We start from the raw sequence: 24,004 nt of genomic DNA on the forward strand, positions 1-24,004 counted from the left end.
TTATGTTTTTTAGTTTAGCAATCATTTTATTGTTCGGTCTGTTACTTGGCGGAATATGCAAAAAACTGCGATTGCCGTCACTTATAGGAATGTTGGCTGTTGGAATTATAATAGGACCGTATGCACTGAATTTAATTGATACATCAATTCTTGAAATATCCGCACAATTACGCAAAATTGCATTAATTATAATTCTTGCAAGAGCCGGATTGTCGCTCAATATGTCGGAATTGAAAAAAGTCGGCAGACCTGCTATAATGATGTGCTTTGTTCCGGCTTGTTTTGAAATAATAGGTATGATACTTCTTGCACCTAAATTGTTAGGAATATCCGTAGTTGACGCAGCAGTTATGGGTACAGTGGTAGGTGCGGTTTCACCTGCGGTTATTGTGCCTAAAATGCTGAATTTAATAGAGAACGGCTACGGTAAAGATAAAAGCATTCCGCAACTTATACTTGCTGGAGCGTCGGTTGATGACGTGTTTGTTATAGTTCTTTTCTCTGCATTTCTCGGTCTGTCGCAAACAGGAGATATGTCTGCTGTCAGTTTTGTAAAAATCCCAATATCCATTGTATTGGGTATAACTGTCGGTATTTTTGTCGGAATAGTGTTAGGCAAATTTTTTGCTAAAGCACATATCAGAGATACGGTAAAAATAATCATTTTAATGTGCGTGTCGTTTTTGCTTGTTGCATTTGAAGATACTTACGGTGGGATTGTGCCGTTTTCATCGCTTATTGCCGTTATGTGCATAGGTATTTCTTTGCAAAAAGTCAGAAAAGAGGCGACTGAACGTCTTTCTCAGCGATACAACAAACTATGGGTTGTTGCGGAAATATTATTATTCGTGCTTGTCGGTGCAAGCGTTAATATTGATTACGCACTTAAAGCGGGAGTAGCCGCAATTATATTGATATTCTTAGTTTTGCTATTCCGTATGTTCGGCGTATTTATTTGTATGTTGAAAACAAATCTCAACTTAAAAGAAAGACTGTTCTGTATGATAGCTTATCTGCCAAAGGCGACTGTTCAAGCCGCAATAGGCGGAATACCACTTTCTATGGGATTAAATTGCGGTGCAACAGTTTTAACCGTTGCGGTTTTGTCAATAATAATCACCGCACCGTTGGGAGCATTTTTGATAGACTTAACATATAAGAAACTATTGACAAAAAACGCTTTACAAAAGCAAATAAAATGATATAATTGTATTATATTTTATTTTAAGGTGGTTTAGTTTATGAATGTAACATTAAAGCGTGACGGATTAACTTTGCGAGGCGAACTTTTAAAGCCGGACGTTGAAAAATGTCCGATACTTATTATATTTCACGGATTTATGGCGAATATAGGCAAAGATGATAAATCGATGTTTTATCAGATTGCACACGAATGTCTGAATAACGGTATCGCAACAATACGGTTTGATTTTGACGGTCACGGCGACAGTGACGGTGAATTTTGTGATATGAATGTATTAAGCGAAATACTTGATGCCGCTAAAATAATTGATTATGTCAGAGGACTTGATTTTGTTACCGAAATAAATATACTCGGTCATTCTCAAGGTGCTTTGATAGGCGGTATGATGGCAGGATATTATCGTGAATGTATCAGTAAACTTATAATGCTTGCTCCTGCCGCAACAATTAAAGACGATTCTTTAATCGGCTCGTGTTTCGGTACTCCGTATGATATGATAAACGTACCGGATAAATTTCCTGTAAAAGATAATGAGGGTAATCATTATGAAGTCGGCGGTATGTATTTCAGAGTTGCAAGAACATTGCCTATTTATGAAACTACATCAATGTTCTGTGGTAAAACACTGATCATACATGGTACTGCCGATGACGCAGTTGGAGTTATCGGTTCTCGCAGATATAAAGAATGTATGCCGCATAATACCGAACTTGTATTAATTGAAGGTGAAGGACACGGTTTGGATAATTCATTGGATGATATAAAGAAACGTGTTATCGAGTTTTTGAAGAAATAATTATAATCAGAGTTGAAATATACTCTGATTTTGTTTTGTTTATAAAATAAATGTGATATAATATAGTTGAGGTGAAAAAGATGGATTATAATGAATTAGAACCTAAGATAGTATTTCAATATTTCAAGGAAATATCGAATATTCCGCATGGTTCTGGAAATACAGAAGAAATATCAAAATATTTAATGAATTTCGCAAAGGAACATAATCTTAAAGCAATTTATGATTCCGGCAGAAATATTATAATTTTTAAAGACGGTACAAAAGGGTTTGAAAACAGTGGGCCTATTATTTTACAAGGTCATATGGATATGGTGTGTGACAAAGTACCGGATTGCACTATTGATATGTCTAAAGAGGGCTTGACATTGTGTACCGACGGTGAATATTTATGGGCTGACGGTACAACGCTTGGCGGTGACGACGGAATTGCAGTTGCTTATATACTTGCAATTCTTGCTTCAGACGATATACCTCATCCGCCTATTGAGGCAGTTATAACAAGAGATGAGGAAATAGGTCTTTTAGGTGCGGCTGAGCTTGAGACGTCATATCTGAAAGGTAAGCGTTTAATTAATATTGACAGTGAAGATGAAGGCATTTTTACCGCCGGTTGTGCCGGTGCAATGATTTATACTGCCAATATTCCGATAGAATTTGAAAACAGTGACAACAACACTTTGCGTATAGAAATAAGCGGTTTAAACGGAGGACACAGCGGTATTGATATTGGCAAGCAACGTGAAAATGCAATCAAATTATTAGGGAAAATACTTTATGAGTTATCACAAGATTGTAAATTTTCTGTTTGCGATATAAATGGGGGAGTTAGAGAAAACGTCATACCTAAGCAAGCATATGCCGTAATCTGTATAGAGGATACATCGAAATTAAAAGACATAGTCAAAAACATAAAATCAGAATTAATCAATACGGAAAAAGACTTAAAAATAACGTTTTCAGAAACTGAAATCAGCAAAAAACTTTCAAAGCAAAGTACCGAAAAAATAATAACGTTTCTTACAAATACAAAATCTACCGCATTAAAGTTTAACAATAAAAATGAAGTTCTTACATCTCTGAACTTAGGTGTTGTTTCGTTAGCGGATAATACATTTCGAGCAAGTTTTATGATTAGGTCCAATTTGAAGAATGAAAAAGAACAGCAATCGGACATTTTAGATGAATTAGTGTTATCACTTGGCGGTTCATTTGAACATTCCGCAAGCTATCCTGCATGGGAATATGCTGAAAATTCAAAATTAAGAGAAACTATGACTGCTGTATTTGAACGTTTATATGACAGAACGCCTAAAATCGAAACTATCCACGCAGGGTTGGAGTGCGGTATTATTGCCGATAAAATTAATAATCTCGATGCAGTATCAATAGGACCTAATATTTTAGAAATTCATACTCCGAACGAGAAACTTGATATAGCTTCTACCAAACGTACATGGAAATTTTTAATTGAAATTTTAAAAGAATTAAAATAGCTTTTAACAGACAGAAATTCAAAATGAATTTCTGTCTGTTTTTGATTAAGCAAAAATAAGTACAAAAAACATATCTGTGTATAAGAATAATTCTCCTTAAAAATATTTTGATACTGTTTAGACCCACAGGGGCTCTTAGCAATTGTAGCCTCGTTCTAAATAAACCGTCATGCGGTATCTAACTGATTAACAAACTGCAAAGAGTCTGTGACTGGAGCCTTTCGTGAACCGTCAAGCGGTAGGAGCGCACAACCAATCCACAGCATCTTAAACAGTATATCATAGTTCTTGGAGAGGAACTCTAAAAACTACGTAGGGGGTAAAATTCAAAATATCAATCTAAGTAAGATAAATGACGCTTTATTATACTTGGATGTGTATTTTCAAAATTACCTCTCATCAACGGTTTACCTATGCGGTTTCTGCGTTTATTGAAAATGACAAAAACTCCATTTTGACCACTTATTATATTTTTCAAAATGTTGTCAGCCTCCTTTAATGAACTTATTTTAATGAAGATTTCTACCTTTTCATAAGCAAATACCGTTCGTGATATAATTATTGATCAGTTGTCAATTCTTCCTGAATTACCTGCATTTAATTCTGTTAATGAAATCAAAAATACTATTAATACTATCCTAGAGTAAAATTAATTATATGAACACATTCAAAAAGGTCAGTACACATAATGTACCGACCTTTTTCTTATTTTGTTTCCACAAATGAAATATTACCGTTTTTGTACACGAACAATGGTTCGTTATTATTACGATAAACTTCTTTGTCCGGAGCTTTGCCTACGACAGTTTTAACATATAAAATGTTTATAATAGTCGTACCAAAGGGTTTGTAGCTATTTTGGCAGAAATAGCCGTGTTTTTCTCTGTTTGGGCGTTCATCATTATGCAAAATTCAGGATATTCCATCATATCCCACATTGCATCTTCTGATGTGCTTAGGAATTCAGCAATTTTTGAAAAAATAGCCTGCAAGGCATAATTGTTCTCCCGGTTTGATTCCTGCCGGTATTTCGCAATTCACTGTACCATAAGCTGTCGGCACATTAATCACTGCTCCCAAAACAGCTTGTGGAAATGAGATAGTCATATAGTAAACAACGTCTTGACCGGTCCTCGCAAAACCTTTCTTCTGTTTTACTTGAATATTGATAACCAAATCACCGTTTTCTCCACCATTGATTCCGACATTGCCTTTGCCTTTTATTTTTAATACCTGTCCACTGAATATGCCTCTCGGAATACTTATATCATATATGAATTTCTTTAATACCTTACCGGTATTATTACAAATTGTACAATTATCAGTACGATTTTCTTCATTACTGCAAGGACATATTTCTTCATGCTGAACAGTTATCTCCTTTCGGCAGCCGAGAATTGATTCCTCAAAAGCAATTTCTACTGTAGTATATACGTCAGAACCTCGAATACCTTTCTGCTCAGGCTTTTCTGATTTTGTTGTTTCTTTCTTCTTTTCTGTATTCGTCTTACTTCCGACATCACTGAATATAGTACCAAAGTTAAATATAGACTTATGTTTCTTTTCACGATTTTCTGATATAAGCCTATACGCCTCTGATACTTTTTCAAATTTAGCAGTTGCGTCTTTATCATATCTATGCTAAGTTAAAAAACATTTTCGTTTAGAAACACCGAACTGTTAATATTCTGAATAAAACAACTGATTTTATCACTAATACCCGATTCATTACATACATATTGCGTTACCGGAATAGCTAAACAGCGTGAAAGTATAGGAGGCTTAATATCATTGATATTAAGCCTCCTATACTTTTGATACCACCCTTTTTTAGTCCTATAAATCCGTACACAATAATAATACCAACAAATAACATACTTATAAGCATTTTTCTTCTCTCCTTTCTTTTAAACGTAAAAAAGCAGACAAAAATCAATTCAGATTCTTGTCTGCATAAATTTACTTTGTATTTTGTTGTCACTTCATACTTTAATGTTAGTATATCAGAGGTCAGAAATGAAGTCAAGTTATTTTATTGAGTTTGTTCAGGATATTCTTTATATGTATAAAGTATTTGAATATTATTTTTTAAGAGCAATAATGTGTATTTCCCATATATCGCTATTTGATTCAGAGGGTACTTGATAATATAAATTTCCATTATATATATATAGTTATATGTTTAATATCTTGCACAACATTTTTATTAATATTGGTAATGAAAATTTTATTTCCATTACTTTTTGAATAAATAGAGCCCTATCCCACTAAACTATCACCGTTTAATTGATAAGATAAAATCAGAACAACCATATTTTATTGGCTTTACTCTTCTTCAAATCCTTCTTGCCAATTACTGTCGCCTAAAATATATTTATCGATATGAAAACATGAAATATCATAATCTTTAAATCCAGGTAATAATTTATATTTTTCAATAATAGCAACAGCTTCTTCTCTTAGAGAGTATATGCCAATAATTTTTGTTTCTTCATATTCTAAATGTTTTCCATAACTATATGAATGTTGCAGTAAATAAACGCTTTTTTTCATTAGTTTCCACCTCTATCTCCATATTTTTTCAATTTGTTATACTCTGAACCAGGTCCTGTTCTATAGTTATCTTTTCCATATCGTTCGTCCATAACTCGTTTAGCAAATTCTTTACCACTCTCGCCTGCACGTGGTTTCTTACCTTTTGCCCAAGAAGGTATATCAGTAGCTTTTTCTTTGTTGCTAGATTTTGCTTTTTTTGCAAGATACATTACGCCTCCTACAACATCTATAACAACGCAAGTTCCTATTCCTCCAACATATATAATATCACCTATTGGCAAAGGTCCATCTAATCCAGCTAACCAGAATGTACTTCCGGCCCAAGTTTCTACGTCTATCATAATATGTTTTATATCCATATTCTACAGCATAATTTATTGTTTTTTGTTCATCTCCATATATCATATTGTCAACATTCCAAAATTGATCTTCACTTATAAAACGTCTAATGCTACTATCATAATATCTTGCTCTCAGATATGTCATACCGCTTTCATAATCGTAATATTGACCATAGTAGCGTAGTGGATTATTTTCAAAAGAACTTGATTCATTTTTGGTTTGTATTTCTCCCCACGCATCATATGTATAATCAGCGGCTTTATTGCTTGTACTTGTGTAAATAGAAAGTACATCGCCATGTGCATCTTTAAACAAATAACCGGTTGTACCATTTTGTCTCCTTGACACATATCCGTTTACTCCCATTACATTTGTTGCATAATTGTTATTATTTAACGTTTCATTAATAACATTATCACCGTCATAGTAATACTTAGTTGTATTGTCCCCTATTGTTTTACTTGCTCTTAATCCGTCTGAATAATAAGTATAACTTGCTGTTTCACCCACATCATTATTATAATTAACTAACTGTCCCCATGCATTATAAGAATATGTTTCTTTGCCGATATAATTATTAATACAATCATAGCCTTCAGTCAAATTAGTTAACAAGTTCCCATTTTTATCATATGTTAATGAAATCTCCCAATCCGCATAAAAGCTATTATTCCCCAGTTTTCTTGTAGCCCATTGATCAAGATAATACGTTAATCTATTATTTTGATGTCAATAAAGCTCCGATGTTGCAATATATATATATTTCCATCAAGAAATACTTCATAATATTTTGCTTTTTGAATAATAAAGAAAACGTGATCAAAAGTGCAAGTATTTTCTTTAAACTTGTACTTTTCATTTTTTTCTTTCATTTAATCAATTACTTTCCGTTCAATTGCTACATCAATCTGTGAATTTAGTTTACAACTCCTTTTTAATTCACATTTTGTATTATATATATTTTTTTATTTTAACGCACATTTTGTAACATCATTCCTATATTTTTATATTAACATACAAATATTAAATATACAATTAGGAAATATGTAGAATTGTTCTGTTATATTTTAGTTATAATTACTATGAAACAAGAAAATAAAAAAACAGATAAAAATCTCATAATACTTTTTGCATAATTACCTTAATTTGCAATCTGCCCTTTATTATACTTAGATTGATATTTTTTTGACAGGTCTAAAAAAAATAGCTTAACCATGCGTTTTTTAAGATAGGCTATTACCAACTCCTTTTTCTGATTATTTAATAAAATTATCATATAAGTGATATTCAGAATTCGTCCGAGTGTCCAATCTTCAACTAATTTACATATGTTATCAGATTCTACTCCTTTAAAACTCTCTCTGTTCCAACCTGCATTATTCGTTTTAACTTCACAAAAATAATCATCTTTTTCATAAATCTCACCTTTTATTGTAATTGTTTTAGATACTCTTTATAAGTTATTGAACATTTTGTATCAATCTGCACTGCTGATTCCGAAATAACCGTATACACTAAATATTTATACCGTTTTTGATGAAGTAGCCTTGCTTACAAACGTCATAATTGACTCCTCCTTCGTCAAAACTTTTTGCGACTTCTGCTTTATTGTCCGTAAGATTAAAATGCAAAATCTACACAAAATGTGGGTTTGTAGGTCAGATAACCGTCACAGTATATCTATTCAATCTTCGCTTTTGCGACATATATTATATAAAACTGACCGAATTGTCAAAATCAAATTCGTGCGGTTCTTTTTCGGTGTTTTTATGACCTACCGCAAATGCTATTGCGAATTCGTAATTTTGGGGAAAATCAAGTGCTTTTGCGTAGTAATCCTTTTTATCGCCGTACATTGCGTCATATATTATGCCTATAACAAGATTTCCAAGTCCCATTGACTGTGCCGCAAGCGTCATATTGGCTGTTGCAATTCCGGCGTCAAACTTGCTCCATTTAAAATTCTTGTCAGCACTCAATATTAAAACAGTCGGTGCATTATAATAAAAGTTGTTCGGATTACTTTCAATCTTCGCTTTCGTTTCTTCATCTGGAGCAGACGCAAGCATTTTTATTTTTCTGTCTGTGTCAATTTCCTTTAGTATCGGATTGTCACCGTCCACGACCGAAACATGAACCTCCTGCATATTTCTAGCGGTCGGTGCTTGAAGTGCAGCTGTTATAACCGCATTTATTTCTTCCTTTGTAAGTTTTTCGTCTGTGTACGCTCTTATTGAACTTCTCTCTTTTATTGTCTTTAATACTTCATTCATAATACATCTTCCTTTCTCGTTAGTTCCGTATTTTTATTTGTTCACCTTGAATTAACGGATAGCTTATAAGTATATCTGAATTCAAATTTTCTTTATTCATATCAACACCTGTAATTTGATGATTTTCATAAGTGGTGTAATAATATATTCCCTTGTCACCGTTGCAACAAGAAGTGTAAATAGTGTATTCGAACTTACCGTCTGTAACTTCACAACAGCCTTTTTGCTGTTCAACCGCACCAAGAATATGAAAAAACTGACTTACACTTTCCGATTCAGTTTCTCCCGACAATGAATTTGTTTTCACGAATGCCGCTCTTACGAATCTTGACTGTGACGATAAATCACCTGGCAAGCCGATTGCTCCCATACCACGACTGTACATATTCAAATTCAACTTATCCGAAAAATTGTTTTTAGGTGATTTCGGTGACAAATTCATATAGTTGTTAAGATTAAACATCTGCTTGTCAAAAGGCGGATTGTTCGTAAGCACACCGACAGGATTGTCATAAATTTTTATACCGTCTTTAATAGATTCAACGGTTATTGCCTCGTTTTTATCGGCGATTATCCAATGTAACTGTGCCAAAGTCATTTTTTCGTTAAAAGGAATGTTTGTTATATTAATTTTTCCAAGCAACACCCTTGCCTCTTTTACACTTGCACATTTACCTAAAATATACGGTATAAATTCAAATTGCGTGATATTATCCTTACCGTCAATCACTTCTTTATAATCCGCATTGCCGACAAAGTTAAGTCCTGCCATACCAAGACCTTTTTCATTAATTGCGTCATAATAAAGCGGATAATTTTCGGCAATATGAGCCATCCCTATCATCGCGTAATGAGTTTCCATTATGCCCATATTTTTTAGATTGAATTTATAATTTCGAGGTGTTATCGTAATTTCTTCACCATATGAAAATTCATAATCAAGCGTTCTTCCGAAATAAAAATCTTTTGTTTTATACGTTGCTGCAGTACACATAAAATGTTACCTCCGATAAATTATTTACTTATATTATAACACAAGACAACCCAAAAATTTCAGGTTGTCTTGTGAATTTTTTGTTAATTTGCTTTTATGCCGACTTTCATATTGTCAATGTCGGTTGCCCAAGTAAAGTTCTTTTCAACTCTTACCGCCAAGACTTCCATTGCATTAAAATCTGTTGCATTTTCAAAAGGCAAATCTGTTATTTTAGCTGTTTTACTGCCGTCAGAGATGGTGGCGTTGCATACTTTTTTATCAAAGTCAGCCTCAATAACCACGTTATAAACAGTGTCTTTATTAAAGCCTGTACCTACGTCCTTCCAATCTGTTTCAAGAAGTCCGTTTGCTATTCCGCCGTTTGCCGAATATTGCAATTCCGCACCTTTTTGAGTTTTCAATGCAAAGAATGTATTTTTTGATGAATCGGCAAATCTCAATTCACCATATGACTGTCCGCCTGTACACTCGCCGACTTTCCAATCAAGCTCAATTCTTACCGTACCGTTCATTTTATACGGAAGATTATAAATTGCATTTCTGTTTCCTTTTGTACTGTCCTCAAAATGCATTACTTTGCCGTTTGTTCCTTGTGCTACCGCGATATTTGCCAGTTCACCGGGCTTTTTCGTACCTGCCCATTCAAGTTTATCTCCTATATTATACTTTTCATAATCTTCGTTTATATACATTTTCCATGCTACATTATTAGAATCTGTATATTCCGTATAGTCCGCCGTTGCCAATAGGTCAGGTTCTTCTGTCGGAACCGTTGTTTCAATTATTTTCTGATCTTCCTCTTTGCCGTTTTTTAATGCAGCAGCATACTTTGCGGCATTTGCTTTATCATAGAATTGTACAGATCCGATATATATTAATCTGTTGTCTGCGTCCCACTCAACCTTTTTACCGATAGATTCAGCAATAACTCTAAGAGGTATCAACGTTCTGTCATTTACTACTTGTGCCGGAACGTCCATTTCAAACGGAATATCATTAATCGTATATTCGCTCTTATCCAAAGTCATATTTACTATATATCCGTTTCCAGAAAGTGTAACAGTCCTTGTCGAGTCATTATATCCAACGTCCATACCCAAGCTTTCAGCGATAAATCTAACCGGTACTAATGTTCTGTCATCAACAATTATCGGTGTAACGTCACTGTTTTCTGTATCAATTTGTACAATATTATTGCCGACATAGGCATTTGCACAGTCAACTGCCAATTTTACACTTAATGCACCTGTTTTTGCGTTAATGTCATAGGTACCGTGCGAACCTGTCAAATCAGGGTTTGTGATTTTTTTGCCGTCTTTTATAACATATCCCTCAAACATAGGTACTTTTGTTGTTTCAGCACCAAGATAATAGCTTAAATTCGGCGGTTGATTGTAGTGGTTATTTTGTACCGCAACAGACGCTCTGTAATATGAATCATGCATTAATGTATTCAATTTATATGATGTAGGAATTGAAGTCGAGTATATTCTTATTTCCTTTTCATCTGCGGTTTTCCATACAATTTCTTCACGCCAGTCACCGAACAAATCCGCACTGATACAAGGTACTGCCTTTGTACCGCTGTTTGACGCGCAATCATCTGCCGTCATAAGCACGTCAACAGACTTGTCCTCCCAGTTATATTTTGATACGGTTGTACCGTCAAGCAATTCGCTAAGTAAATCACCGTCCCAATAAACCTTGAAATTCATCGGAATAGTTGCGTCGCTGTCAACAGTACCGTCAATTTTTCTGAACTTAAAACCATTCCATGTATCAGCTATATTTTCACCGCTGATATTGGCAGGAATTGTTGCAGTTGAGCCCCATACTTCAAAGCCTTTGTGTGTAGGGTCTATATCCGCCGAACGACTTCTGCCTGTATCTTTATTTTTGCTGTAACCCCATTGAACTTCACCTGTTCTTGCATCGTGATACTCGATATTTGCCATAAGCTGTGATGTTTCGTGACAAGCCCACGCCATATAGCCGTTAAAATCGGGATCTGTTTTTGCAACATCAAACGCATCTCCATGAGCCAATTTTTGAGCATTGCCGTCATTATCATATACCTTTACGGCATACATTTCACTTCCGTCATGGTCAATAGCCATAGGTCCGGACAATATTTCGTCTTTTCCGTCAAAATCAACGTCTACCGTTACAAGATTATGGTTGCACGCACCCCATATACTGTTTACATCATCTTTGTTTTCGGTATTGTGTACCCAATCTTCTTTAAACTTTCCGTCCTCAATATGCCATGCTGCCGCTCTTACGTTATCCCACGCACCACGCACCATAACAACACTCGGTGTTACACCGTCAAGATATGCCAAGCCGAAAAGATAGTGGCTTGCTCTCTTTGTAAGACGTCCTGTATCACTGTATCTGTATGACCAGTCCGAAAGCGGTTCTTTTGACGGTTTTAGGTCTGTTCTGTCTGTTTCCTCAGCTGTTTCGCCGTCATATATCGAAAGAAATTCAGGTGTTGAAACTATGTATTGTCTGTCCTTAAATATTGCCAAATTGCTCTCCGACTTTGAATAATCGGTTATTCCGTCACCGTTCGTATCGCCTGTTGTATTGCCTTTTCCGTCTGTTGTACCCTCGAACGAACGCATTATAACTTCTGCTTTTCCGTCGCCGTCCATATCATATGCAAGGAAGTTTATATCAACTTCATTAATTTCGTTAGGACCTATATCGATTGTCCACATATGTGTACCGTCTGTTTTGTATGCCTCGATAACAGGATATGATGTTCTTGTGTTAACATCCATACTCGGCACTCGTCTTAACAAAATTTCGTATTCTCCGTCACCGTCAAGGTCTGCAACCGCACCGTCATCAATGTTGTATCCTTCACGCTCCGTTACTTTAAAGCCAATATAATTTTTATCCCATGCCGTAGTCGTATACTCTACTCCTGTTTCTTCACCGTTCTCTACTTCTTTGAAAGTATACTCTGCATTTGTACTCGCTCCGGTATGGAAAAAGTTTGTCGTAGTTATCGGCTTGTCATTCAGCTTTTCACCGCTACAATAAAGATTGTATGTCAAGCTGTTTGAATCCGTACCTAAAAAACGCCAGCTTACAAGCGTTCCGTTTTCTCCCGGTACTGCCACCAAACCTCTTGAAAGATTTTCAAACTGTCTTTCATTTTTTGGTCTTTGCTCATACAATTTTTCTGTATCGGCACGTTGTTCTTGATTTACTTCCGCCTCATAATGACCGAGTGTAAAACCGTCGGAATCATTATATGCGTCAAATTTTGCAAACGCACTTGCACTGCTTGCAAGCATTATCGCAGAAACCACCGCTGAAGTCACACGAATTTTGTTCTTCTTCATCTTCATAACACTTCCTTCATAATTTATTTATATTTAGAATTATATCACAAATATTTCGTGTTGTACAGACTTTTTTTGTGCAAATTCATTATTATTAAAGTGATTATAAGTGTTATAGGAAAAACAGTGGCGGCCAAAATGCCCATTTTCAAATTGTCGCCAAGCATACCTGCTATTTTACCTGCAAATGTAGGACCTCCTGCACAACCTACATCTCCGGCTAGCGCAAGGAATGCGAACATAGCCGTACCTCCGCCTTTTATAGAGGTTGACGCATCGCTGTATGTTCCGGGCCAAAGTATGCCTACCGAAAACCCTGATACCGCAATCCCGATTAAGCCGACAATCGCCGATGATGAAAACGATACCGTTAAATATGAAAGCACACATAAACAACCGCTGAAAACCATCATTTTATACAGATTGATTTTTTCTCCGAATTTACCGTAAATTGCTCTTGAAATACCCATAAGTACAGAAAATACCGTAGGTCCTACCAAGTCACCTATTGATTTTGATATTCCGAGTGCCTTTTCAACAAATGCCGACGCCCACTGGCTTACAGTCTGTTCACTTGCTCCGGCACAGCACATAATAAGTAAAAATCCCCAAAATGCCTTTTGCTTTATAAGTTCTTTTAAAGAAAGTCCGTTTTCTTCTTCGTTAATAAGCGGTGCAATAGGCACTTTTAGAAATGTCAATCCGTTTATAACAGGTACTGCCGCCCAAATAAGTGCAAGTATCTTCCAATTATCAATACCAAATACATTAAAGAATATTGTTGATATTACTACTACTCCCGCCGTACCCCAACAGTAAAATGAATGTAGCATACTCATAGTTTTGTCTTTATGTTCATTCGGACAAGCCTCAACTATCGGACTTACAACAACTTCAAGCAATCCTCCGCCGACTGCATAAAGCAACACCGAAATAAATATTCCCATAAAAGAATCATTCATCATATCGGGCAATATTGCTATCGAAATCAATCCCAATGCCGCGAATAAGTGTGCTATAAGTACAGATAGCCTGTATCCGATTTTATCGATAAAAAATGCCGACGCAAAATCTATTATAAGCTGTAAACCAAAGTTGATTGTAATTAATAAGGTTATCTTCGACAGCGGTATACTGTATTGCGATTGAAACGTAATAAACAACAGCGGTACGAAATTGTTTACTATCGCTTGAACTATGTACCCGATAAAGCACGACCGTATTGTACTGTTATAATTAACTTTCATACTTTCACCTCTTAATTTTTTATAATTATAACATAAATTATCATAGTCTTTATATGTCACCGTAACAGTTTGCGTTCCGACTTTCATATTATCAAAGCCCGATATTTTATATCCGCAGACTTCTTTTTCAGTGTTATCTTCATATAGCATCTTTACAGACAAACTGTTTTTATCAAATTCTTCACCGATTTTATAATTCGTCTTTTCTGTTGTCGTATATATTCTAAGTGCATTTTCAGCCACAATACATCAGTACCCATATTTATCGCTTTTGCTATCCACTCGTCATCATCACCGAATACCCAATCAATGTTGTTCTTTTCGTCGGGGTTCTCCACAGGTGTTATCAAATTATATCCGTTTTTCTTTAATTCATACGCAAGGTCTGAACCGCTGTCACTGTATCCGCCCTCTTTCATAGTCTTTCTGATATTACCCACCTGTGGCGGCTCTTTTACTTGATATAAAATTGCTATATTCATAATATTCATCCCTTTATCGTTTGATAATTTTATTATAATCTTCTTACAATACACTGTCAACACAAAAAAACTGCCGATTTTATGTCGGCAGTTTTTCTGTTTTAACCTAATATATTTTTTAAATCTTCTTCAGGTGTTGTAATTTTTGCAATATTGTAGTTTTCTACCAAGTATCCCAATACATTCGGTGATATAAATGCTGGGAGTGTAGGACCAAGACGGATATTTTTAATACCGAGATGAAGAAGTGTAAGCAGAATACATACAGCTTTCTGTTCGTACCATGAAAGTATCATTGAAAGCGGAAGTTCATTTACTTCACATTCAAATGCCTCCGCAAGTGCAATGGCTACTTTAATCGCACCGTATGCGTCATTACACTGTCCCATGTCCATAATTCTCGGCAAACCGCCTATTATTGTACCTAAATCAAGGTCGTTAAAACGATATTTACTGCAAGCAAGCGTTAATATAATGGTATCGTCAGGCGTTTGCTTTACGAAATCGGTATAATAGTTTCTTCCTACACGTGCTCCGTCACAGCCACCTACCAAGAAGAAATGCTTTATAGCGCCGCTCTTAACTGCGTCAATAACTTTATCCGCAACGCTCAATATTGTTCCGTGTCCGAAACCTGTTGTCACGCTTGTTCCGCCGTTTATACCTGTAAATTGCTTATCCTCGTCATATCCGCCCAGCTCAAGAGCCTTTTCGATAATCGGTGTAAAGTCTTTATCGTCACCGATATGTGTGATTTCAGGATATGATACAACTTCTGTTGTAAACACTCTGTCCGAATAGCCGTCCTTTGGCGGCATTAAACAATTTGTTGTAAACAATATCGGTGCAGGTACATTTGCAAATTCTTTTTGCTGATTTTGCCATGCCGTACCGAAGTTACCCTTTAAATGCTTATACTTCTTTAATTCCGGATAACCGTGTGCCGGTAACATTTCTCCATGTGTATATATATTAATACCCTTATCCTTTGTCTGCTCCAAAAGCAATTTTAAATCAAGCAAATCATGTCCCGAAATTATGATAAAAGGACCTTTTTCGACCTTTAAATCAATAGTAATCGGTGTCGGTGTTCCGTAAGTTCCCGTATTCGCTTTATCAAGCATTTCCATACACACAAGATTAACTTTTCCCAATTCCATAACTATCGGTAAAAGCTTATCCATTCCCCAATCTTCGCCAAGTGCAAACAATGCTTTCACAAAGAAATGGCTGACTTCATCATTTGTATAGCCAAGTACCATAGCGTGATAAGCATATGCCGCCATACCTCTTATACCGAAAAGTATAAGTGATTTCAAACTGCGAATATCTTCATTATCTGTCCAAATATGCGACAAATCATATTCGTTATTTGTTCCACACGGTGACGCACAAGCAAAACATTGCGGAACAAGTCTTTCTCTTTCTGTGCAAACTTTTTCAATCAATTCATTAAGTGTCTGCTCATTAAAGCTGACATTTGTAAGAGTTGTAAAAAGTCCTTCTATTATAAGTTTTAAAACGTTTCCTGTCGGTACAACATCACCTGTTGCACGAACAAGTCCGATAAGTTCACCTGTCAATTTATCCTGCAAAGCGGCAACATCTGCGTTTTTACCGCATACGCCTACCTTACCTGTACAACCGGAACATCCTGCTGTCTGTTCACATTGAAAGCAAAACATTTTATTCTCCATATATAAATCCTCCTCGCTAATACCTCATGTATTGACTTTGTGAATTCAGTATAATATAATCTTATAAAAAAATATGTTGTTGCAACAACAAAATAAGAGGAATTTATGAATTATTTATTTTTAACAAAAACAGCATTTTTTAACGGACTTTCCGAGAATGAAATTAAGACGATATTAAATTGTCTTGGTGCATATCAAAAAAGTTTTAAAAAATCTGAATTTATTTATCACAGCGGTGATACTGTCAGTGATATGGGGCTTGTTTTGTCGGGCAGTGTAAATATTGTCGTCAACTATTATTGGGGCAGCAGTAATATATTTGGTCACATAGGTCAAGGTGAAATTTTTGCCGAAACTTATGCGACCATTCCGAATAAAGAAATGCTATGTGATGTGGTTGCAGCAGAGAAAACGGAAGTTCTGTTTATTAATGTAGAGAAAGTTCTTTCCGTATGTGAAAATCAATGTTCTTTCCATAACCGACTTTTACGAAATCTTCTAAAAAATTCGGCACAGAAAAATATATCCCTCGCCACAAGAATGATGCACACTGCGTCAAAGTTCATTCGTGACAGATTATTGTCGTATTTTTCAGAACAGGCGATTTTAAACGGCAGTAATACATTTACTGTCCCATTTTCACGTCAACAGCTTGCCGATTACCTCGGAGTTGACCGCAGTGCAATGTCAAACGAGCTTTCAAAAATGAAACGAGACGGATTAATTGACTACCAAAAAAATGATTTTATACTTATAAGTAATGATTTTTAATTTTTGTGTTGACACCTATGGTAAAATATTATAAAATATTAGATATGTAGTAAAATAAGGAGTTTTAATTATGTTTGATAAATTAGAGGCGCTTGAAGAGCGCTTTCAGCTTGTATCAGAGAAGATAAGTGACCCTGATATTATCGCCGACCAAGAGTCATGGCGTAAATACTGTAAGGAACATTCGGACCTTACACCGATTATTGATAAGTACAGAGAATTGAAGTCAGCAAAGCAGACTGTTGCAGATGACAAGGAAATGCTTGACGCAGGACAAGACAAGGAATTTGAAGAAATGATACGTCTTGAAATGGCAGAGGCAGAAGAAACAATCGAAAGAGCAAGCGAAGAATTAAAAATTCTTCTTCTTCCGAAAGACCCTAACGACGAAAAGAACGTTATTATGGAAATCCGCGGCGGTACAGGCGGTGACGAAGCCGCACTTTTTGCCGCAGACCTTATGAGAATGTATTCAATGTATGCCGAGTCAAAAAATTGGAAAATCGATATTCTAAGCTCCAACCCAACTGACATTGGCGGTTACAAAGAAGTCAGCTTTTCAATCGAAGGTCAAGGCGCATACAGCAGACTTAAATTTGAAAGCGGTGTACACCGTGTTCAGAGAGTTCCGGAAACAGAATCAAGCGGAAGAATTCATACTTCTGCCGTTACGGTAGCTGTTTTACCGGAAGTTGAAGAAGTTGAAGTTGAAATTAATCAGAACGATCTTAGAATTGACGTATTCCGTGCAGGCGGACCTGGCGGACAGTGTGTAAACACAACTGACTCCGCGGTAAGAATTACACATATTCCAACAGGAATTGTTGTTTCGTGTCAAGACGAAAAATCACAGCACAAGAATAAAGATAAAGCTATGAAAATTCTTCGTTCGAGAATTTATGATGTTATGGAAGAACAACGTCATAAAGAAATTGCAGACGAAAGAAAATCGCAAGTCGGCAGCGGTGACAGAAGTGAACGTATCAGAACATACAACTTCCCTCAAAGCCGAGTTACCGACCACAGAATTAATCTTACATTATATAAACTTGAACAAATACTTGACGGTAATCTTGATGAAATTATTGATGCACTTGTTACGGCTGACCAAGCCGCAAAACTTGCAGGTCAGAATGATTAAGGAGATATAAAAATGGATTTACACGAAAATTTAAAAGGTAAAACAGTTGTTATAACAGGCGGCAGCGGTATTTTATGCCGTGAATTTGCTTACGCATATGCTAAACAAGGTATGAATGTCGCCGTTTTGGGACGTACACTTTCAAAACTTGAAGAAGTTCGTGATAAGATAAACGAACTTGGCGGTAACGGTCTTGCTGTTGTATGCGACGTTGTTGATAAGGACAGCGTTATCAACGCAAAGAAAGTTGTAAATGATACTTTCGGAAAAGTTGATATACTTGTAAACGGTGCAGGCGGTAATCACCCAAAAGGTACTACAACAAAAGAATATTTTGAAAAAGGCGATATTGAAAATCCTGATGTTGTTTCATTTTTTGACTTGTCAAAGGAAAACTTCAATTATGTATTTGACCTAAATATTGTAGGTACTCTTATTCCTACACAAGTATTTATAGTTGATATGCTTGATAATCCTGGTGCTAACGTGCTTAATATCGCGTCAATGAGTTCGTACCACGCAATTACAAAAGTAAGTGCATATTGTGCCGCAAAAGCCGCTATTTCCAACTTTACAGAATGGCTTGCAGTACATTTTGCAAAAAGCGGTATCAGAGTAAATGCTCTTGCACCGGGCTGGTTTGAAACAGTGCAGAATAAAACACTTTTGAGAAATCCGGACGGCTCACTTTCGGAACGTTCAAAGAAAGTTCTTGCTCATACTCCTATGGGACGTTTCGGTGTTCCGGAGGATTTGACAGGTACATTGTTATGGCTTACCGACAGTGCTCAATCAGGTTTTGTTACAGGTGCTACAATCCCTGTTGACGGCGGTTTCCAAGCATATTTCGGAGTTTAATAAAAAAGAAAAGCTTAAAACCTTTCGGTTTTAAGCTTTTTATTATTGGAGGAAGGGATGGGATTCGAACCCACGAACGGCGTAAGCCGTTACAGCATTTCCAATGCTGCGTCTTCAACCACTCGGCCACCCCTCCATACTTGCAGTATTCTATCATAAATTTCGATAATTGTCAATATTAAATAAAAGCAAGTAGTAAATATTTACCCAAGTGCCACATCAAGGATCATCATAAGTGTAAAACCTACTGCAAACATTACAGTACCGATATTTGAGTGGTCACCATGTGACATTTCGGGAATTAATTCTTCTATTACAACGTACATCATCGCCCCTGCGGCAAAGCTAAGGAAATACGGCAACACAGGTATTATAAATCCTGACGCAACGACAGTAAGCACTGCGCCTATAGGTTCAACCACACCTGAAAGCACACCGTATAAAAACGCTTTTCCTTTACTCATTCCCTCCGCTTTAAGCGGCATTGATATAATTGCTCCCTCCGGGAAATTCTGAATTGCAATACCGATTGCCAAAGCCAACGCACCCATAGCCGATATTTGCATATTTCCTGCAAGATAACCTGCATATACAACGCCCACAGCCATTCCCTCTGGAATATTGTGAAGTGTAACAGCAAATACAATCATTGTTGTCTTTTTCAATTTACTTTTCGGACCTTCAGCTTTATCGGTATCCATATGCAAATGCGGTATTATATGGTCCATTGCCAGCAAAAACAATATACCTATCCAAAATCCCACAACCGCCGGTACAAATGCAAACTTCCCCATTTCCGCTGCATAATCCATTGACGGTATAAGCAAGCTCCACACAGACGCGGAAACCATAATCCCTGCCGCAAATCCTGTTAAGGCACGCTGTACCATCTTATTCATCATTTTCTTCATAAACAGTACGCAAGACGCACCAAGTGTTGTACCGATAAACGGTATCAATATTCCTCTTATAACTTCGCCCATATATTCCTCCATAATAAAATTACATAGGTTAGTTTTAGCTAACCTTATTATCAGTTTATCATAATTCACACTATCTGTCAATACAAAAAGAACAGTTCATAACGAACTGTTCTCTCTGCAAATAAGGGGGTTATTTACCGACTGACTATCGGTTTTAATGTATTTTGTGAGGTCATTAAATATTATCGCCCTTATTTTCTAATTTATACACATTTTATCAATCCAAATGGAATACAAGGTGTAAATCTTCTGAAACAGGACTGTTATCAGGATTTGTTTCCATAATGTCAGCCATAAAGTCCCACCATTTTCTATTGATGGCGGTATCGGCACCCTTTGCCCAAAGTTCTTCATCTTCGATTTCGATATAACCGTAAAGAACCATTGTTTCTTTGTCAAGGAATATTGAATAATTCTTACCGCCGTGTTCGTGAATCATATCCTTCATTTCCGGCCATAACTCATTATGTCTTTTTTCGTACTCCTCAGCCATACCGTCGTAAAGTTTCATTTTAAAACCCTTGTGTATCATTTCTTTTTCCTCCTTAAATTAACTTAATTTTTTATGTGCCTCGATTGCTATTGAACATTCAAGACGCTTTTTTTCAAATTCACAAGCAAGCTCATAAGGCTTGTTTATATCACCGTTAAAGTTATACGCATTCGCACTGCAACCACCGCTACAATAGAATTTTGCAAAACAATTCTTACATTTTTCTTTAGTATACACATTTGAGCGTTCAAACATCTTCTCGATATTTTCATCAATTTTATTTTCATTGACATTACCCATAAGAAAATCCTTGTTACCGACAAATTGGTGACACGGATAAATGTCTCCGTTCGGTGCAACCGCAAGATATTCGTGTCCTGCACCACAACCTGAAAGACGCTTTATCGCACACGGACCTTGGTCAAGGTCAACCATAAAGTGGAAGAAGTTAAAACCTCTGCCCTCGTCATATCTCTTTACATATTCTTCAGTAAGCTTATCATATTCGGCACAAACCTTTTCGATATGCTCACTTGTAAGTGCGTAGTCCTCTGTTTCAGGTGCAACAACCGGTTCAACGCTTGTCTGCTTAAAGCCTAAATCCGCAAGGTGAATTACGTCCTTTGCAAAATCCACGTTATACGCCGTAAACGTACCGCGAACGTAGTAATTATTTTGATTTCTGCTTTCAGCCAAGTCTTGGAACTTAGGAACAATTGTATCGTAAGAACCGCTGCCGTCTACACGATAACGCATTCTGTCGTTAGTTTCCTTTGTACCGTCAATACTCAAAACAACGTTTGACATATTTTCATTAATATATTGTTTAATATCGTCATTTAACAATACACCGTTTGTTGTTACAGTAAATCTGAAATTCTTACCGTGCTTTTTCGCCTCTTCTTTTGCATATTCTGTAATTTCCTTAACAACGCCGAAATTCATAAGCGGTTCACCGCCGAAGTAGTCGATTTCTATATTTTTTCTGTTACCGCTGTTATTGATAACAAAATCAATAGCTTTCTTACCTACTTCCGCACTCATAAGACTTCTGCCACCGTGAAATTCACCTGTATCGGCAAAACAATACTTACATCTCAAATTACAGTCATGTGCAACGTGAATACAAAGAGCCTTTACAACAGATTGCTTATTCCAATTCTTCGCGATTTCATCATAGCAATCATCTGTAAACAACTGACCTGCATTTACAAGTGCACATATTTCAGCATAGCTTTCTTCCAATTCTTCTTCACTATACTTATCTTTTAAACCTTCTTTAATATAATCGGGACATTTTGCCTCTGCCATAAACGGCTCAAGAGTATAATCAAGCATATCGTACATTACATCATCAACAACGTGTACCGCACCTGAATATACATCCATTACAATATTAAGTCCCAACTGTTTATACTTATGTATCACTTCAAAAACTCCCTATATAAAATCAGAAAATCATCGACCTTAAAAAGCCGATGATTCATCTTTAATGTTCATTTATTCGGCAAAACATTAGTTTGCTTGTTCACATTTTTGATTTGCAACTGTGCAAGATGTCTTACAAGCTGATTGACATGATGTTTGACATTCTCCGCAACCACCGTGCTTTGCTGAATCCTTTAAATTAGCCTTGTTTAAAGTCTGTACGTGTTTCATATTAAAACCTCCTTATATTAATTCACTATGAATATATTATAACATACTTTCAAGTGATTGAAAAGGCTTTTTTACAAATATTTTGTATTTTTTCTCACAAAGCTTATTTTTCGGCTATTTTCCTATGATGCACCCCAATATTCCCGATGCAAATGTACCGCCTATTACAGCAAGAAAATGCGTGTTAAACATTATTCCATTGTTTACAATCAACGATATTCCGATAAGTACGATCAAATACAGCGCACATACAAGCATTGCGTGAACAAATGCTCTGCTGTTTGCCGCTTTTGATACCGCAATCGTTCCGAGTATCACGCCGATAATAACCGAGGCATACACTCCGGTTGTGATAATAGTTTCGTCTATGCCTGTAAAATACGAAAGCAGTGCCAATATCAGAATTATAACAAAAGTAACAAGAATTGCAAATATCGTCCCTTTTATCACACCCTTAAAATTAATACCCATAAAAAAACCTCCCTATATATTTACTATAAATATATTAGAGAGGTTTAAATTTTATAACCAATTAGTTTTTAGCTGTTTCAACAGTTCTGATAGCGTCTCTTTCCATCTTTACAACAGACTTTTGATCCGGTGTACCGATGTTACCTGTTTCAATAAAAACATATTCGTCTTTAATTTTAGCAACCTTACCGCAGATACCGCCGATTGTTACAACCTTATCGCCGACTTTCATTGCGTTAATCATTGCCTTTGTTTCTTTTTCTTTCTTTCTTTGCGGTCTTATCATCATAAAGTATAACAATACGATAATAAGAACAAGCGGAAGAATACTTACTATTGTACTCATTACAGGATTAACCTGTTGTGTAGCATTAGGGTCTGCTGCTGTTTGAGTACCTGTCGCCTGTTGTGTATTTGCTGTTTCGCCGTCTGCGAAAACGACTGTTTCTAAAATGTTTGCCATAATAGTTCTCCTTTGATAATTTTTTCTACCTATCTATTATACTATCTATATATGAACTTTGCAATAGATTTAACAAAATATTAACAAATAAAATCTCTCTTACATCAATCGTTTGACGTTTTCAGCCATTTCAACAAGTTTTTGACCTTTTGCGACAAGAAGAGCATGTTCTTTTATGTACTCATTCTGCAACGGGTATATCGACATTCTTTCCGTAAACTCTCTTATTACATTAATGCCTCTCATATTCTCATTATCGTTTCTTATGAGAATACAATATGTTTTATTCAGCTTAAAAAGGCTTGCTTTTGCAAGAATACTTTTATCCATTTCGCTTATAGCGCCGTACATATCATTAAAAGTTTCAAAATAAAATACACATTCCGTACCCGGTTCTTTCTTTTTAGGCTTGACCGAAACAACTTTTTTAAACTGCTCCTCGGTAATTTTTTTTATACCCTTGTTTAAACGTTTAACCAAAATACTTATACCGTCCTGTGACGGAGTAGCCTCAACGACCACTTGGCCGTTATACGGATTAAAACCTGTTTCTTCCCTTATCGTTTCCATAATATGAAATAAAAATGTATGTAATTCTTTTGAATCGGGCGAAAGCCTTTTCACGTCTATATCAAGATTAATTAATTCCGCAGTTGTAAGCGTTACCTTTATTTTGTCTTTGTTTAGCTTTTCAATTCTCACAACCTACCACCTACTTT

Annotated in this window: 26 protein-coding genes and 1 tRNA gene; 6 read left to right on the forward strand and 21 right to left on the reverse strand. The window is 36.0% G+C overall.

Annotated features, from left to right (window positions below):
- Positions 1-2: 2 nt before the first annotated feature.
- From LKE05_RS06635 to LKE05_RS06645, 3 genes are all read left to right on the forward strand, one after another.
- Entirely contained in the window at positions 3-1,202 is a 1,200-nt protein-coding gene (locus tag LKE05_RS06635) for a cation:proton antiporter (RefSeq protein ID WP_308456322.1), read from the forward strand.
- 39 nt (positions 1,203-1,241) lie between these two features.
- Positions 1,242-2,000 carry an alpha/beta hydrolase gene (locus LKE05_RS06640; RefSeq protein WP_308456323.1) on the forward strand — a complete coding sequence of 253 codons (759 nt, stop codon included), beginning with the start codon at positions 1,242-1,244 and terminating at the stop codon, positions 1,998-2,000.
- Between the two features lie 80 nt (positions 2,001-2,080).
- Positions 2,081-3,496, forward strand: a complete 1,416-nt coding sequence (locus tag LKE05_RS06645) for an aminoacyl-histidine dipeptidase (RefSeq protein ID WP_308456324.1) — start codon at positions 2,081-2,083, stop codon at positions 3,494-3,496.
- A 334-nt stretch (positions 3,497-3,830) separates the two neighbouring features.
- Here the strand turns inward: LKE05_RS06645 and LKE05_RS06650 are convergent, their stop codons facing one another.
- The 13 genes from LKE05_RS06650 to hcp form a co-directional block, all read right to left on the reverse strand.
- A complete protein-coding gene (locus tag LKE05_RS06650; RefSeq protein WP_308456325.1) occupies positions 3,831-3,974 on the reverse strand; it encodes a hypothetical protein in 144 nt (47 codons plus the stop codon).
- A gap of 227 nt (positions 3,975-4,201) precedes the next feature.
- Positions 4,202-4,405: a hypothetical protein gene (locus LKE05_RS06655; protein ID WP_308456326.1), complete on the reverse strand. Its 204-nt coding sequence runs from the start codon at positions 4,403-4,405 to the stop codon at positions 4,202-4,204.
- 54 nt (positions 4,406-4,459) lie between these two features.
- Positions 4,460-5,077 carry a J domain-containing protein gene (locus LKE05_RS06660; protein WP_308456342.1) on the reverse strand — a complete coding sequence of 206 codons (618 nt, stop codon included), beginning with the start codon at positions 5,075-5,077 and terminating at the stop codon, positions 4,460-4,462.
- A gap of 744 nt (positions 5,078-5,821) precedes the next feature.
- Positions 5,822-6,049, reverse strand: coding sequence for a DUF7336 domain-containing protein (locus LKE05_RS06665; RefSeq protein WP_308456327.1), 228 nt, complete (start codon positions 6,047-6,049; stop codon positions 5,822-5,824).
- Positions 6,049-6,393 (reverse strand): hypothetical protein, encoded by a 345-nt coding sequence (locus tag LKE05_RS06670; protein ID WP_308456328.1) that lies wholly within the window; start codon positions 6,391-6,393, stop codon positions 6,049-6,051. Before LKE05_RS06670 ends, LKE05_RS06665 begins: the two co-directional genes overlap by 1 nt.
- The gene (locus tag LKE05_RS06675) at positions 6,320-6,997 is read right to left on the reverse strand and encodes an RHS repeat-associated core domain-containing protein (RefSeq protein WP_308456329.1); all 678 of its coding nucleotides are present in this window, start codon (positions 6,995-6,997) and stop codon (positions 6,320-6,322) included. The genes LKE05_RS06670 and LKE05_RS06675 overlap by 74 nt, the downstream gene beginning before the upstream one ends.
- A gap of 107 nt (positions 6,998-7,104) precedes the next feature.
- On the reverse strand, positions 7,105-7,266 hold the full coding sequence (locus tag LKE05_RS06680) for a hypothetical protein (protein WP_308456330.1): 162 nt from the start codon (positions 7,264-7,266) through the stop codon (positions 7,105-7,107).
- An 837-nt stretch (positions 7,267-8,103) separates the two neighbouring features.
- Positions 8,104-8,667, reverse strand: a complete 564-nt coding sequence (locus LKE05_RS06685) for a nitroreductase family protein (RefSeq protein ID WP_308456331.1) — start codon at positions 8,665-8,667, stop codon at positions 8,104-8,106.
- 19 nt (positions 8,668-8,686) lie between these two features.
- The gene (bsh, locus tag LKE05_RS06690) at positions 8,687-9,661 is read right to left on the reverse strand and encodes a choloylglycine hydrolase (protein WP_308456332.1); all 975 of its coding nucleotides are present in this window, start codon (positions 9,659-9,661) and stop codon (positions 8,687-8,689) included.
- A gap of 83 nt (positions 9,662-9,744) precedes the next feature.
- On the reverse strand, positions 9,745-13,020 hold the full coding sequence (locus LKE05_RS06695) for a rhamnogalacturonan lyase family protein (protein WP_308456333.1): 3,276 nt from the start codon (positions 13,018-13,020) through the stop codon (positions 9,745-9,747).
- Between the two features lie 44 nt (positions 13,021-13,064).
- Entirely contained in the window at positions 13,065-14,510 is a 1,446-nt protein-coding gene (locus LKE05_RS06700) for an MFS transporter (protein ID WP_308456334.1), read from the reverse strand.
- Positions 14,420-14,749, reverse strand: a complete 330-nt coding sequence (locus LKE05_RS06705; protein ID WP_022229431.1) for a hypothetical protein — start codon at positions 14,747-14,749, stop codon at positions 14,420-14,422. Before LKE05_RS06705 ends, LKE05_RS06700 begins: the two co-directional genes overlap by 91 nt.
- Before the next feature lie 101 nt (positions 14,750-14,850).
- Complete coding sequence (gene hcp, locus LKE05_RS06710) at positions 14,851-16,446, reverse strand: hydroxylamine reductase (RefSeq protein WP_308456335.1); 1,596 nt, start codon at positions 16,444-16,446, stop codon at positions 14,851-14,853.
- 105 nt (positions 16,447-16,551) lie between these two features.
- Here hcp and LKE05_RS06715 point away from each other — a divergent pair, with 105 nt between their 5' ends.
- The 3 genes from LKE05_RS06715 (at position 16,552) to LKE05_RS06725 (ending at position 19,216) form a co-directional block, all read left to right on the forward strand.
- Positions 16,552-17,217, forward strand: coding sequence for a Crp/Fnr family transcriptional regulator (locus LKE05_RS06715; RefSeq protein ID WP_308456336.1), 666 nt, complete (start codon positions 16,552-16,554; stop codon positions 17,215-17,217).
- Positions 17,218-17,287: 70 nt separating this feature from the next.
- On the forward strand, positions 17,288-18,358 hold the full coding sequence (prfA, locus tag LKE05_RS06720; protein WP_022229434.1) for a peptide chain release factor 1: 1,071 nt from the start codon (positions 17,288-17,290) through the stop codon (positions 18,356-18,358).
- 6 nt (positions 18,359-18,364) lie between these two features.
- On the forward strand, positions 18,365-19,216 hold the full coding sequence (locus LKE05_RS06725; protein ID WP_373367873.1) for an SDR family oxidoreductase: 852 nt from the start codon (positions 18,365-18,367) through the stop codon (positions 19,214-19,216).
- 46 nt (positions 19,217-19,262) lie between these two features.
- Here LKE05_RS06725 and LKE05_RS06730 read toward each other — a convergent pair.
- From LKE05_RS06730 to LKE05_RS06765, 8 genes are all read right to left on the reverse strand, one after another.
- A tRNA-Ser gene (locus LKE05_RS06730) sits at positions 19,263-19,352 on the reverse strand.
- 67 nt (positions 19,353-19,419) lie between these two features.
- Complete coding sequence (locus LKE05_RS06735; protein WP_308456337.1) at positions 19,420-20,199, reverse strand: ZIP family metal transporter; 780 nt, start codon at positions 20,197-20,199, stop codon at positions 19,420-19,422.
- A gap of 217 nt (positions 20,200-20,416) precedes the next feature.
- On the reverse strand, positions 20,417-20,731 hold the full coding sequence (gene rhaM / locus LKE05_RS06740) for an L-rhamnose mutarotase (protein WP_022229437.1): 315 nt from the start codon (positions 20,729-20,731) through the stop codon (positions 20,417-20,419).
- A gap of 18 nt (positions 20,732-20,749) precedes the next feature.
- Positions 20,750-22,120, reverse strand: a complete 1,371-nt coding sequence (gene scfB / locus LKE05_RS06745; protein WP_022229438.1) for a thioether cross-link-forming SCIFF peptide maturase — start codon at positions 22,118-22,120, stop codon at positions 20,750-20,752.
- Between the two features lie 87 nt (positions 22,121-22,207).
- Complete coding sequence (gene scfA, locus LKE05_RS06750; protein ID WP_117967162.1) at positions 22,208-22,351, reverse strand: six-cysteine ranthipeptide SCIFF; 144 nt, start codon at positions 22,349-22,351, stop codon at positions 22,208-22,210.
- 114 nt (positions 22,352-22,465) lie between these two features.
- Complete coding sequence (locus LKE05_RS06755; RefSeq protein ID WP_117967165.1) at positions 22,466-22,822, reverse strand: TIGR04086 family membrane protein; 357 nt, start codon at positions 22,820-22,822, stop codon at positions 22,466-22,468.
- Between the two features lie 61 nt (positions 22,823-22,883).
- Positions 22,884-23,285: a preprotein translocase subunit YajC gene (gene yajC, locus LKE05_RS06760; RefSeq protein WP_022230525.1), complete on the reverse strand. Its 402-nt coding sequence runs from the start codon at positions 23,283-23,285 to the stop codon at positions 22,884-22,886.
- A 99-nt stretch (positions 23,286-23,384) separates the two neighbouring features.
- Positions 23,385-23,987: an adaptor protein MecA gene (locus LKE05_RS06765; protein ID WP_308456338.1), complete on the reverse strand. Its 603-nt coding sequence runs from the start codon at positions 23,985-23,987 to the stop codon at positions 23,385-23,387.
- Positions 23,988-24,004: the final 17 nt, after the last annotated feature.

Origin of the sequence: Hominilimicola fabiformis (assembly GCF_020687385.1) — a bacterium.
In the GTDB taxonomy this organism is placed as follows: Bacteria; Bacillota; Clostridia; order UBA1381; family UBA1381; genus Hominilimicola; species Hominilimicola fabiformis.